Annotated in this window: 11 protein-coding genes and 1 pseudogene; 9 read left to right on the top strand and 3 right to left on the bottom strand. The window is 72.2% G+C overall.

Annotation, left to right across the window (positions count from 1 at the left end; genetic code table 11):
• The first annotated feature begins 296 nt into the window (after positions 1-296).
• On the top strand, positions 297-2,375 hold the full coding sequence (locus ACZ4Z5_RS31240; RefSeq protein WP_468269251.1) for an MFS transporter: 2,079 nt from the start codon (positions 297-299) through the stop codon (positions 2,373-2,375).
• A gap of 238 nt (positions 2,376-2,613) precedes the next feature.
• On the opposite strand, the gene ACZ4Z5_RS31235 is transcribed toward ACZ4Z5_RS31240, so the two are convergent.
• Positions 2,614-3,459, bottom strand: coding sequence for a MerR family transcriptional regulator (locus tag ACZ4Z5_RS31235; RefSeq protein ID WP_468269312.1), 846 nt, complete (start codon positions 3,457-3,459; stop codon positions 2,614-2,616).
• Positions 3,460-3,775: 316 nt separating this feature from the next.
• On the opposite strand from ACZ4Z5_RS31235, the gene ACZ4Z5_RS31230 reads away from it, so the two are divergent.
• The 4 genes from ACZ4Z5_RS31230 to ACZ4Z5_RS31215 all read left to right on the top strand — a co-directional run bounded on the left by ACZ4Z5_RS31230 (position 3,776) and on the right by ACZ4Z5_RS31215 (position 6,997).
• On the top strand, positions 3,776-4,735 hold the full coding sequence (locus ACZ4Z5_RS31230; RefSeq protein WP_468269249.1) for an adhesin: 960 nt from the start codon (positions 3,776-3,778) through the stop codon (positions 4,733-4,735).
• Positions 4,736-5,211: 476 nt separating this feature from the next.
• Positions 5,212-6,189, top strand: coding sequence for a MarR family transcriptional regulator (locus tag ACZ4Z5_RS31225; RefSeq protein WP_468269247.1), 978 nt, complete (start codon positions 5,212-5,214; stop codon positions 6,187-6,189).
• A 23-nt stretch (positions 6,190-6,212) separates the two neighbouring features.
• Positions 6,213-6,560: a roadblock/LC7 domain-containing protein gene (locus tag ACZ4Z5_RS31220; RefSeq protein ID WP_468269245.1), complete on the top strand. Its 348-nt coding sequence runs from the start codon at positions 6,213-6,215 to the stop codon at positions 6,558-6,560.
• A gap of 5 nt (positions 6,561-6,565) precedes the next feature.
• Positions 6,566-6,997, top strand: coding sequence for a hypothetical protein (locus ACZ4Z5_RS31215; RefSeq protein ID WP_468269243.1), 432 nt, complete (start codon positions 6,566-6,568; stop codon positions 6,995-6,997).
• A gap of 465 nt (positions 6,998-7,462) precedes the next feature.
• On the opposite strand, the gene ACZ4Z5_RS31210 is transcribed toward ACZ4Z5_RS31215, so the two are convergent.
• Positions 7,463-8,218: a transglutaminase domain-containing protein gene (locus tag ACZ4Z5_RS31210; RefSeq protein ID WP_468269241.1), complete on the bottom strand. Its 756-nt coding sequence runs from the start codon at positions 8,216-8,218 to the stop codon at positions 7,463-7,465.
• Between the two features lie 232 nt (positions 8,219-8,450).
• On the opposite strand from ACZ4Z5_RS31210, the gene ACZ4Z5_RS31205 reads away from it, so the two are divergent.
• From ACZ4Z5_RS31205 to ACZ4Z5_RS31195, 3 genes are all read left to right on the top strand, one after another.
• On the top strand, positions 8,451-9,383 hold the full coding sequence (locus ACZ4Z5_RS31205; protein WP_468269239.1) for a nuclease-related domain-containing protein: 933 nt from the start codon (positions 8,451-8,453) through the stop codon (positions 9,381-9,383).
• Positions 9,384-9,604: 221 nt separating this feature from the next.
• Complete coding sequence (locus ACZ4Z5_RS31200) at positions 9,605-9,973, top strand: hypothetical protein (RefSeq protein ID WP_468269237.1); 369 nt, start codon at positions 9,605-9,607, stop codon at positions 9,971-9,973.
• Positions 9,974-10,309: 336 nt separating this feature from the next.
• The gene (locus ACZ4Z5_RS31195; RefSeq protein ID WP_468269235.1) at positions 10,310-11,245 is read left to right on the top strand and encodes a calcium-binding protein; all 936 of its coding nucleotides are present in this window, start codon (positions 10,310-10,312) and stop codon (positions 11,243-11,245) included.
• Positions 11,246-11,328: 83 nt separating this feature from the next.
• Here the strand turns inward: ACZ4Z5_RS31195 and ACZ4Z5_RS31190 are convergent.
• A pseudogene (locus ACZ4Z5_RS31190) lies at positions 11,329-11,518 on the bottom strand (hypothetical protein); the annotation flags it as partial.
• 183 nt (positions 11,519-11,701) lie between these two features.
• On the opposite strand from ACZ4Z5_RS31190, the gene ACZ4Z5_RS31185 reads away from it, so the two are divergent.
• Positions 11,702-12,778 (top strand): medium chain dehydrogenase/reductase family protein, encoded by a 1,077-nt coding sequence (locus ACZ4Z5_RS31185; protein WP_468269233.1) that lies wholly within the window; start codon positions 11,702-11,704, stop codon positions 12,776-12,778.
• The last annotated feature ends 22 nt before the right edge of the window (positions 12,779-12,800 follow it).

The following is a 12,800-nucleotide window of genomic DNA, read 5'->3' as shown; positions in this document are numbered from 1 at the left end:
TAGGCTCTGGTCGCGGTGCAGAGTGAGCGGTCAGAGTCCGGTTTCGGAGCGAAGCTCATCCGCCTGGGCGGATCCCCCCGGGGTCACGGGCGGCAGCGGGCGTGCGCCGCGGCCGCGGCGCACGCCCGGACGGCAGTACGGACCACCCTGCGGACGTGCGGGTGCCGCCACCGGTTGCGCGGACCGGGCCGGCACTGCAGCCTGTCGGCGGGGCGCGCCGAGGCGCACGTCGGCACGTACGCCGACCCCTGTGGGCAGTTCGACAAACATGGGCCGAGGAGGACGGGAGGGCCGCAGTGACCACCGCTGAGCCCACGCACGCCGCGGCCGGCGCCCGCCCCCGGCCGTCGGCCGACGACCCCACCCGCCCGTCGGCCGGGACGGCGGAGCCTCCGCCCGGGGCCGCGGACGCCGCCCGGGGACCGGCCGGGACCGCGGACGCCACCCCGGGACCGGCCGGGACCGCGCCCGTCGCCCGCCGGACGTTCCGCGAGCTGCTCCGGCATCCGGTAGCCGTCGCCACGGTCGTCGCCGCGGTCGCGCACCTCGTCTGGGTCTTCGCGGTCGCGAACAGCGGCGGTGACATCGCGGCGCAGGACGCGTGGGCCGAGTTCGTCGGCCGGCACCCCGACTCGGCGTACAACCTGGCCTGGTACGGCGGGATGCACCCCGTCTCGTACAGCGTGGTGTCGCCGTACGTGATGTCCCTGCTCGGCGTCCGGACGACGATGATGATCGTCGGCACGGTCTCGGCCGGGCTGACCGCGCTGCTGCTGGTCCGGATCCGGGCCGTGCGGAACCCGATGGCGTGCGGCCTCGCCGGCGTGTTCGCCTTCCTGTGCAACGCGTTGTCCGGCCGGGTCACCTTCGGGCTGGGCATGATGTTCGCGATGGCCGCGGTCGCCGCGGTCTTCTGCCGGCCGCGGGTCTCCCGGCGCAGGGACCGCTGGTGGAAGGCGGCCGTCGCCGCGCCGTGCGCCGGCCTCGCCACCGCGAGCAGCCCGGTGGCCGGCCTGTTCCTCGGCGTGGTCGCCGCGGCGCTGTTCCTGAACGGCAGGCGCCCGGGTGCGTATGCGCTGGGGCTCGCGCCCGTCCTGGTGGTCGGGCTGTCCGCCTGGTTGTTCCCGTTCTCCGGCACGCAGCCGATGGCCCTGGGCACGGCGGCGCTGCCGTTCCTCTTCGCGGTGCTGGTGATGGTCCTCGTACCGGCGCAGTGGCGGACGGTCCGGACCGGCGCGGCCGTCTACGGCGTCGGCGTACTGCTGACCTGGCTGGTCGACTCCCAGATCGGCTCCAACGTCTCGCGGTTCGCGATGCTGTTCGCCGGGGTGGTGCTGCTGGCGGCCCTGCCGTACGCGGCGCCGCGGTCCCGCCGCTGGTACGCACTGGTCCTCGCCTTCGCCGGGTTCACCGGCTGGATCGGCTTCAAGAGCGTCGACGACATCGTGCGGACCGCCCCGGACGCCTCCTGGGCGCGGGAGATGGCGCCGCTCGTGGACCGGCTGCAACGGCTCGGAGCCGACAAGGGCCGGGTGGAGGTGGTCCCGGCCAGCAGCCACCGCGAGGCCTCCGCGATGGCGCCGTACGTCAATCTCGCCCGGGGCTGGAACCGCCAGGCCGACATGGAGCGCAACCCGCTCTTCTACGACGACACCCTCGACGCCGAGAACTACCTCGACTGGCTGCACCGCTGGGCGGTGCACTACGTGGTGCTGCCCAAGGACGCCCCGGACCACTCCGGCGCCGTCCGCGAGGCCGAGCTCGTCTCCGGGGGACTGCCGTACCTGAAGCGGATCTGGGCCGACGACAACTGGCAGCTGTTCGCCGTCGACGCCCCCACCCCGATCGCCGACCCGCCCGCCAGGGTCGTACGGGCGGAGGCGGACGAGGTCGTGATCCGCGTGAACGCGCCCGGCATGGTGCGCATCCGTGTGCCGTACTCCCCGTGGCTGGCCCTCGTCGACGCCGACGGCAGGAGCGTCGAACCTCCCCGGGCGACCCCGGCACCGGCGTCCCGCGAGGACGAAGGGGCACCGCCGGTGTACCGGAACGTCAACGGCTGCCTGCTGAAGGCGGAGGAGGACACGGCGGGCGACGAGTGGACCCAGCTCCTGGCCCCCGCGCCCGGCACGTACCGGCTCGCCGCTCCCTACTCCATCCCGCGGGGCACCGAGTGCCCGGAGGAGCTGTGGCCGTCGGCGCGAGCAGGCGCGGCGAGCGGACACGGCGAGCAGGCCCGGCGACAGCCGGGCGCCGCTTCGCACCCGGGCGGGCAGGAGCAGCCGGGTGAGTTGCACAGGCCGGACGCGGACGCGCCGGGTCGGCCGAACCGGCCGCCGGAGCCCCGACGGGTGCCGGGGCCCGCCGGGACGTAGGGCCGGACGCGATGTCCCGCCCGCGAACTCGACATCCTGCCCCGGGCCCGCCGCGTTCGTGGGTACCGGCGACGATCGCCTGCGCGAGCGGATGCTCGGTGCGGGCCCCGGGCCGGCATCCTGCCCCGGACCCGACGTCTTCCCGCCCCGGCACGTGGGGGCGCCCGGGGCCCGGCGTCCCGCCCCGGACCCGACATCCTGTGCAGAACCCGAACCCGAACCCGACGCCCGGGTGCCGTCAGGTGCCGGAGCCGCTGTCGTCCCGGACGACGGGGCAGGCGATGTCGCACACCTCGTCCGTCGGCGCCGCTCCGTCCCAGTCCGGTTCGAAGTAGACCTCCCGGCACGGCCCGTCGACGGTCAGCCCCTGCTCCTCGATCCACTCCTCGACCGCGTCGTAGGCGGAGAGGATCTGCGGATACGCCACCTGGGCCTTGGTGATCCGGGTGTGGACGAGCCGGCGCGCGGGCTCCACCCGTACGACCGTGCCGCGCCCGCGGGCCGCGGCCGCATAGGCCTCGGCAGCCACGGCGTCGGCCACCGGCACGCACACCTCGGCCGGTCCGTCGCTCTCCTCGGACACGTCGGAGTGGTACGCGACGAAGGGGATCCCGGCGAACCCGCCGCACTTCTCCACCGCCGCCTTCTCCAGCCGTCCGAACGCGGCCGGGATCCAGCGCGGCAGCTCGTCCGCGGACACATGCCTGCGCTCGGCGAGTACGACCTGCTCCGGTACCTCGCACGTCTCGATCCTGTACACGGTCCCTCTCCTGCCCGACAGTCGGTCACGGAGATGGGATACGAGCGCCCTCTGCACCGCCACGCGCTCCTCGACCCCCGCCCAGTGGCGGGCGACCGCGTCGGCCGCCTCCTGCGGCGGCAGTTCGACGACCTCGGCGATCCTCGCCAGGGGCATGTCGATCTGCCGCAGCAGCGCCACCAGCCGCGCCCGTTCGGCCTGGTCCGCCCGGTACCAGCGGTAGCCGGTCACCTCGTCCACCCGTGCGGGAACGACCAGCCCGAGCCGGTCGTACAGGCGCAGGGCCTTGGGGGAGAGGCGGGCGCGGGCCGCGAACGCACCGATGCTGAGGAGACTCCCGGACGTTCCGGAAGCATCGGGAGGGTCCGGGGTCTCCCGTGAAGGGGGTTTGCGGGGTGATGCGGTTGTCACGGTTCCATCCTCCGTCGCCGGGCTTCCTCGGTGCCCGGTGGCCCCACCGTGAGCCCTGCCCCAGGGGCAGGGTCAAACCTGCACCGGTCCGATCCGCCGGTCTCCTCCGCCAGGGCGGTCGTGAAACTGTGGCGGGGGCGGTCCCGCAGCGCATTGACCCAAGGTCAAAGCACCTTTTTCTTCCTCATCCCTACCAGTCGGTACGCGGGTTGCTGCATAGTGAGGGCCCATGTCGTGCGAACGGTGCGGGAGCGGTGACGTCGGTGCGCTGCCCGGGATGAGTTGCTTCGTCTGCGGCGAGAACGCGGAGCCGCGGACTCGTGCGGCGAGCAGGAGCCGGCACTCGGGCGTCCTGGTGACGTCCGGGGCCTCCCTGCTGCTCGTCGGGCTCCTGGCCGCCGGGCTGCTGATGGCCTCGTCCGGCGACGCGGACGGCGGGGGCACCGCGGCGGGCGCATCGTCCACCCTGCTGCCGCCGCGTGCCGCCCTGCCCAGGCCCGACTGGCCGAGCGCGCTGCCCGAGGACCTGGCCACGTCCGCCGCACCGACGGCCTCCGCGACATCCGCGTCCCCCACCCCCAGCAGGTCGGCAACGTTGTCACCGTCCCCGGAGCCCAGCACCGGGAAGCCCTCCGCCAAGCCGTCCCCCTCGCGCGGCCGTTCCTACTCCGCGTGGGCCGGCCCCGGCTGCTCCACGGGCTACTACTACGAGTCGGGCCGCTGGTCCGACGGCTTCCGCGGCTGGTACGGCGTGCGCTCCGGCGGATACCGGGGCAGCGGCTGCGACGGCCGCTTCTCGGCCATCCCGATGTCGGGCAGCGCCTACCAGGACTACGGCAGCAGCGCGACCTGGTACTGGCGGGTCGACAGCGCGTACCGGCGCTGCTCGCTCGCCGTGTACGTCCCCCGCGGCTACCGCAGCCAGGACGTGGCCGGCGACCCGAGCGTGTACCACCTGCTCGCCGACCCGTTCGACATGGGCTCCCGCTACCACACCTTCGGCGTCGACCAGACGAGACACCGCGGCGAACTGGTCCCCGTGGGTACGTACGACGTACGCGGCCCGTACTTCGCCGTGCGCCTCACCGACCGCGGCGAGGACTGGGACCGGGGCGGGTACCACCACGACGGGGACCGGTCCGGCGCGCACCACGCCGCGGCGCAGCTGCGGCTGAGCTGTACGGCCTGAGACCGCCGGACGTGACGGTTCGTCGATCGTGACGGTCCGTCGGACGACCGGGGCGTGACGAGCCGGGCGGTGCCCCGGCGCCCGGCCTGAACCTCGCCGACCCGCGCGTCAGCGCGCCCCGGTTGCCCCCCTCCCTCCCGCCGGGCGTACCCGTCGTTACCCGGAACCCCGAACTCCCGTGCAGTCCTGCCGCGACGGCCGCGTTCCTCCGCACGATCGCCGAGACACTGGGGACTTGGGGTGTCCGCGGCAGCGGCCCTGCAACTCGTAAGCAGATGATCGTCAAGACGGCAGAATGACAACGTCTGTCCGCCGAAAAACATCCTCTTCTGTCACATGTGTTCGTTGGCCGAGAAGGCGCGATAGCGGCTGATAAAAATACTCCCCTGGTGTGGCGCATCGATCACGTGTGTGAAGTACGTGTGTATGAAGTGCGCGCGCCCGAATCACATGGTGCCGCGTCATCAAGGGGAGCGATGTCCGGGATTCGCGAGTCCCTCGACCGGGCCGGACACGACCTGCTCTTCCGCTGCCTGCTCCAGTGGGGGGACGACCGCGTCACCGGAACGCTCCATGTCTCCGGAAAGCCCGGCGGGGTGTTCCATTTCGGCCAGGGACGTGTCATCGCGGTCGAGAGCCCCGGGGCCCCGGGGGTCGAGGCGCTGCTGGTGCGTTCCGGACGCGTCGGCGAGGACGACTGGACGGGGTTGCTGGAGGCGGGCCCGGCCGCGCGCTGGCCGGCCGGCGAGCTGGTGCAGCGCGGACTCGTGGGAGCCGCAGAGCTCCAGGTGATCTCGATGATGGCGATACACGACGCCGTCTTCGCCGTCGTCGCCGGCGAGGTGGGCGGCTGCGCCGCCGCCCCCGTAGGACCCTCCTCGCCGCCGGCCGGTCGCGGCGAGGAGCCGGGGCTGCTGGTCCGGGAGGCGCGCCGGCGGCTGGCCGCACTGGCCGCACTGCCCCAGGCGGTGCTCCCGGACCGCGAGCGGGTCGTCCCCGCCGGGCAGGCCGCGGACCCCGACCGACGGCTCGGCGATGCCCGACGGGAGATCCTCTCCTTCGCCAACGGCAGGCGCACCGCGCGCGACATCGCCTTCGTCATCGGCCGAGGCGTGTACACCGTCACCGTCGAGATCTCCCGCATGCTCGGCGACGGCCTGCTGGAGCGGTCCACCACGTACCACGAGGGCGCCGTCGTGCGCGACACCGCCCCGTGGGGACCCGCACGACGAACCCCGGCCCGGCCCTCCGGCCCGGCCCCTCCCGCGGCAGGGCTGCCCCGCCGCGACCCGGGAGCGAGCGGAATCGTCGAATCACTCGCCGGGGAAAAGCCCGTGCCGAGTTGGAAAGAACTCTTCCGGCTGGGAGGCAGGATCCGGACCCAGAGTCCCGCGAATCCGAGTCCAGAAGGAAGTGAACGGAAAAACAATGGGTCAGAGGAGGCCGACAGGTGAATCGCCAGGCTTTGGTCAGTGAAATGCGGGGTCTCAGAGAACAGGTGACGGGAATCACCGACACCGCGGTGGTGGCCGTGGACGGTCTGCTCATTGCGGCGGACATGGAAAAGGGCGTCTCCCCGGACGACCTCGCGGCACTCGCCGCGGCCGGCCTCGGCGTCGCCAAGCGCACGGCGGAGGCCACCGGCCAGGGCATGCTGCGGCAGACCGTGACCTACAACAGCCGTGGCTGCACGGCCGTCTACGCGGTCGGCGACATGGCGCTGATGGTCGTGCTGGGCGACGAAGGCCTCAACGTCGGCCGTCTCCACCTCGATTCCCGGCCGACCCTCGAACGTATCGGCTCCATCCTGACGGAAGGTGTGTGACGGCAATGACGTCCAAGCGCATGACCCAGAACTTCTCGGACCATGTGACGGCCCTGGTCAAGTCGCTCCGGACGGAGACCCCCGACTGCGTCGCCGCCGGCGTCGTCGACATGGGCACCGGAATGCTGCTGGCCTACGAGACGGTCGACACCCACCCGCCGGAGGTGCTCGACCTGCTCGCGGGAGCCACCCTCGACCTGTTCCAGGGGCGCACCGTGGTCATGATCGAGAACGTCTTCAAGGAGCGCAGGGGTGTCGTCGACACCCAGCACTACTTCCAGGAGATCCTGGTCAACAGCGACAATCTGACGCACTTGTTCATCCGGATGAACGACCAGCAGGACGTTGTCGCGGTTGCGGTCTGCCGCAAGTCGGTGAACGTGGGCATGCTCTTCGCCCAGACGCGCAGGGTGGTGAAGGAGTACTCAGGACTGTGACGCCGCACCGGGGCCGTCGTCGCCCGTCGGATCCGGCGCACCCGGGGCCGGCGGCTGGGGTCCGCCGTGCTCGTCGGGTCTTTGCCGCCCGGGCGTCGGGCCTGTGCTGCCGGGGCTGAGCTCGCCGGGCCCGGGGTCCCGGGGCAGCGCAGCTTCCCGGGCCTGTGCACCGGACGACGTTCCCGGGCCTGTGCACCGGACGACGTTTCCCGGGCCTGTGCACCGGACGACGATGACGGCCCCCGGCGGCAGCGGGAAGTGACACCGCCGGGGGACCGGACCCGCCCGGCGCCGACACGACGGCCAACTGCCGCCCGGCTGCCGGGTGGTGGCCATCAAGCGGACGGTGGACGGTGGGCGGCGGAGGGCGGAAGTCGGGTGGTGGACGATCAGTCGGCGGGGAGGTTTCCCGCCCGGCGGAGGTACGGGCGGCCGGGCCGGTCGTCGGCCGCAGGGCCCGGACCGTCAGGCGGCCCGGCGGCGGCCCAGCAGCGCGCCCCCGACGATCCTGGCGGGCGGGCACAGGGTCTGGCCGTGCGCGGCGAACAGGTCGTCCCGGGACGGGAACCGCCCGAGGTCCTTCCGTACGAGCGCCGACAGGTCGAAGGAGGAACAGCCGTCCGCACCGCACGTCGAGCCGTCCCAGTCCACCGCGGTGGACGCCAGAGCCTCGAAGAGCGTCTGCGGACCGGAGTTGGTGAAGCCCCGAGGGTCGGACGCGCGAAGGGCGTGCAGCGGCCCGTAAAGCTCCGAGACCCCCACCCATTCCCGTGCGAGCCGGAACTCCGGCCAGGCCAGGAGGACTTCGTCCGGCACCAGCGGCCGCAACCGCGGGAAGCGGGGGTACCAGAACGAGCCGTCCACCAGCAGTCCCCGTACCCGCGTGGCGATCCCCGCCGCCCGTGCGACCGCCTCGAGCACCGCCAGCCGCTGACTGCACGACCCACGGCGTCGCCGCAGCGTCTCCGAGACGGCCTGTGCGTCATTCAACGCGTACACCGCCCGGACCCGCTCGCTCACCAGCCCGTGTGCGGCCACGAGCAGTTCCCGCTCGTCCGCACCGGCCCCCGCCGACTCCCGCGCGTCCACGAGGAGGGCCCGCACCCGAGGGTGCCCCCAGTCGAGGACCGGCGTCGCCGCCACGGACCCCGCGCTGCCTTCCGGCCGGGCAACCGCGCTGCGCCGCTGCCGCCACCACGGAGTCAGTACGTTGCTCGTCATGTCCGGATGCTACGGGCCGCCGCCGAACAGCCCTCCACCGGATCGGTGTCCGGATGCGCGGACCGTCCGGCGTGCGCCCCCCGTCGCCGACGTGCCGGTCCCGGCTCAGGGCACGCGGCCTCGACGACCCGCCGCCCGCCGTGGCGACCCTCCGAGCGCACGGTGCGCCCTTGTGGGCGGTCCTTCGCGCTGCTGCGATGGCGACGACGGCGGTACGGCTGTGGGGGGTTCGGTGGAGGAACTGAAGGTCACCTCGTGGAAGCGCTTCGGGCACGACCGTCTCTACGTGGACCTGCCGGACGGCACGTCCGTGGCGTGGGCGGACCGTATGACGGGGGAGGTCACCTGCCTGCACCCGCGTTACGGCGATGCCGTGCTGGACGCCCTCGCCCGGCAGACGCCCGCCGTCGTCCTCCAGCGGCCGGCCCAGGCGCCGGAAGCTGCGTACGAACCGGCGCAGGAGGCTGCGCCGGGCCCTGAGCCGGACCCCGCGCCGGGCCCCGGGCCTCCGGGACCGGCCTCGTCACGGCCCTCCTTACCCCCGCTGACGCCGGAGAACGACCTCGCGTCCAACCGTCCCGGTGCCGCGTTGCGCACCCTTCTTGCCGGGTCCGGGCCCGGACCGGTGGCGCGCACGGTCTCGCGGCTGCTGCGGCGGCCGGCCGAAGGGGACCCACGGCGCACGGAGTCGGCCGGGGAACGCCGGGTGGGAGCCGAGCTGAACCGGCTGACCCGCCACGGATGGCGCGTACTGCACTCCGTGCCGCTGCCGCGCGAGGTGGACGTCGACCACCTCCTGATCGGCCCCGGCGGCGTCTTCAGCGTCAGAACCGAGAACCACCATCAGGGGACCGTATGGGTCGGGGAGGACACGGTGCGGGTCGACGGGGGCCCGCCACGGCCGTACGGGGCGAGGAGCCGCGACGAGGCCCGGCGCGTGCGACGGGCGCTGGAGCGGTACTGCGCGTTCGACGTACCCGTACAGCCCGTCCTGGTGTTCGTGGGGGTCGCCGCGCTCGAGGTCGCCGTCACACGGCACGACGTCCGTGTCTACCGCGAGCGCGAGGTCTCGGCCCTGGCGCCCCTGTCGGGCGTGCTCACCGCGGCGCAGGTCGACCGGGTCCACGACGTCGCCCGCGACCGGCGGGCCTGGCTCGACGCCTGACTCACCCAGGGTCTCGAGTGACACGGAGGTACGGACTCGGATCGGCCTCCGAGGGTCGGCGGGAGCAAGCCGGGCCGCCCTGCTCCCATATCCCTTTTTAAGGCCTATTCACTCTATTGGGTTTTCCATGGCAGTTCGCCGGAAATCGGTGATCGGCGCCCGGAGGATGATCACCGACAGGGCTCCGTTCCGAGAGGTCCGCAGAGCGAAAGGACACACCCATGCGAGGCATGAAGGCCATTGGAGCCGGCGCACTGACGCTGGCCCTGGTGACCGGTGCCGGATGGGCCGCTGAGGCCACCACCAGCCAGGCCCCGGCGAGCACGGCACCGTCGTCGCGGGCGATGGCAGTGGACGGCTATCAGATCGTCAGACTTCCCAACGCCAACGTCCCCAACTTCCAGCGGCGTATCGTCAACTGTCCGGCGGGCAAGAAGGCCGTCGGCGGCGGTGCCGAGGCCCGCGGCAACGACGCCATCCTCGTCGGCAGCTTCCCGACAGACGACGGCACCGGCTGGATCGCCCTCGGCCGCCAGAACCTCTACCCCGACGTCGGCATCAGCGTGTACGCGATCTGCGCCAGCGCCTGACCACTCGACCCGGCAGAAGAACCCGGCCGGAGAAGCCATCGCCACGAGCAGCACGGCGGCCTCTCCGGCCACCTCGGTGCTCCGGGACGTGACGCCCCGGAACCACAGGGCCTCCCGCGGACCAAGGGGCGCAGGCCGTCATCGGACACCCCCTTCCCGAGGGGTCCGTAAGGGTCGGGACCGAAAGAGTGATCACGGTAATCCGGGAGATCCCCATTGACCTGCGGAAAAGGGTCCGTGGACAAACCCGGTCCCCTCTTGGTGCACGGGCGGGCCGAGCGAAAGTGTGACTGTCTGTAAGGGTCAGCTGCGCCTCACCCGGGAGATAGCCGAGTCATGTCCGAGCCCCGCCCCTCCGGCGACGACCCGTCGATGACGACTCCGGCTTCGCGCTCCGTACGGCGCCGTTTCAGTGCACGGTTGCTGCCCGCACTCCTCGCCCTCGTCATCGGGGGGCTGTTCGTGTGGTCGACCCCCACAACGGCCGCGACACCCGGGACAGCGAGACGAGGGACGGACTCCTCCACCACCTCGTTCTGTGAGGACGCCATCCCCACCATCGTCGGCACCAGGAAGAACGACATCATCGTCGGCACCCCCGGCAACGACGTCATCTTCGCGCTCGGAGGCAATGACACGGTCTACGGACTCGGGGGCAACGACGTCATCTGCGGCGGCTCGGGCAACGACATCCTCAACGGTGATGCGGACAACGACCAGCTCTCCGGCGGCTCGGGCAACGACCAGCTCTTCGGCGGTCTGGGCAACGACGACCTCCGCGGCCGATCGGGCAACGACGAACTCCGCGGCGAGACGGGCAACGACGAGCTCTCCGGCGGCTCGGGCACCGACCGGCTCTCCGGTGGCCCGGGCAACGACATCCTCTCCGGCGGTGACGACGACGACTGGCTTTCCGGCGGGCGGGACAACGACTGGCTCGACGGTGACGAAGGCAACGACCAGCTCTACGGTGACGGCGCCAACGACACACTCCACGGTGAGGAGGGTAACGACATCCTCTCCGGCGGCGACGGCAACGACGAGCTGTTCGGCGACGAAGGCAGCGACACGCTCTCCGGGGACCGGGGCAAGGACCAGCTCTACGGCGGCAGAGGCAACGACGAACTCGCCGGGAACCGGGGCGACGACCGGCTCTTCGGGGAAGCCGGCAACGACAACCTGGACGGCGGCCCGGGCAGGAACTTCAACAACGGCGGCCCCGGAATCAACACCTGCGTCAACCCGAGGAACGGCCCGGGCTGCAATGACTGACGGGGGCGCGTCCGGCGCGGGCGGCATGAAGACGAACGTGGCAGCCGGGGTGGCCGACGGCGTCACGAACGCCGTCTCCTGACCCGACTCCCGAAGTCACGCCGGCGTTCCCGCCGTACGCGACCGGCCAGAGCCGGGACGGCAGTCGAGCTTCCCCGCAGTGATGCGGAGTCCAGCCCCTGCGGGGCGTTCCCCCAGTCCTCCCGGGCGAAGAGACCGAACATCGGAGCGGTCACTGGCCCGGTTCGGGTCGGCATGGGCCGGTACCCACCGCGATCAGGAACTTCGTCGACCGGCTGCACTCGTGGATCAACAGCCGGAACCGTGGAACCGAGAGCGACATGCACGCGACCGTACAGCGGCACGGGCTGCAGCGGTCGGGCACGGGACTCGTACTGCTCGAGCCGCAGGATCCATTCGGATGCGAGGGCAGTGCAGTCCACCTAGGCTGAAGAGATGAAGCGCGTCGTCGTTGATCATTTCGGCGGTCCCGAGGTCTTGAGGATCGTGGAGGACGACGATCCCCGACCGGGGCCCGGTGAGGTCTGCGTCAGGGTGCTGGCCGCAGGCGTGTCCTTCACCGATGCCCAGCTGCGCGCCGGCACATATCTCGGAGTGCCGAAACCGCCGTTCACGCCCGGTTATGAGCTCGTCGGTGTCGTCGAGGAGCTCGGCCCCGGCTGCTCGAGGCTCCGGGTGGGGGACCGCATCGGTGCGCTGACGGTGTGGGGCGCGGACGCGGAGCGCGTTTGCGTGCCGGAGGCGGAGGCGGTCGAGGTGCCCGAGAACCTCGACCCGGCAGAGGTTCTGAACCTCGTCTTCACCTACATGACCGCCTACCAGCTCCTGCACCGCGTGGCGAGGGTGAGGAGCGGCGAGACGGTGCTCGTGCACGGTGCTGCCGGCAGGGTCGGCACCGCGGTCCTCGAACTCGGAGCGGCCGCCGGGCTTCACCTCTACGGAACTGCGTCCGCCCGCGACCAGGCCGCGGTCGAACGGCTCGGCGCGGTGGCGATCGACTACCGCAACGAGGACTTCCTGGAGCGGGTGCGCGAGCTCCCCGGGAAAGGTGTCGATGTCGTGCTCGACGGACTCGGCGGCGCGGTGTCGCTGCGCTCCTTCCGCGCGCTGCGGCCCGGCGGACGGCTTGTCGTGTACGGCCACTACGCCACACTTGAGCACGGGCACAAGAACCGGAGAGCGTGGGCGGAGTGGTACGCGGCGACCGCGGCCGTCGGGCTTTGGAGCCTGCTCTCGCCCCGTCGGCAGGTGCTCGCCTACCGGATCCAGAAACTTCACGGCCGTCACCGTCAACTGCTCCCCGTGGCTGGAGGCCACCCGGCGCTTCCCGTGGGTGGAGGCCCCCGCGACCCGGACCGGTTCCGGGCGGACTTCCGCGCGCTGCTCGATCTGCTGCGCGAGCACAAGATCCACCCGGTCGTGGCCGAACGCCTGCCGCTGTCCGAGGCTCGTCACGCACACGAGATGCTCGAGCGCTCGGCGGCGAAGGGAAAGCTTGTGCTCGTGCCATAAGCCGAGGAGGACGCTCGCAGAC

It is taken from the genome of Streptomyces sp. NPDC030222 (assembly GCF_055573115.1).
The sequence above is the reverse complement of the archived record's forward strand: the minus strand, read 5'-3'. Positions and strand labels throughout refer to the sequence as shown.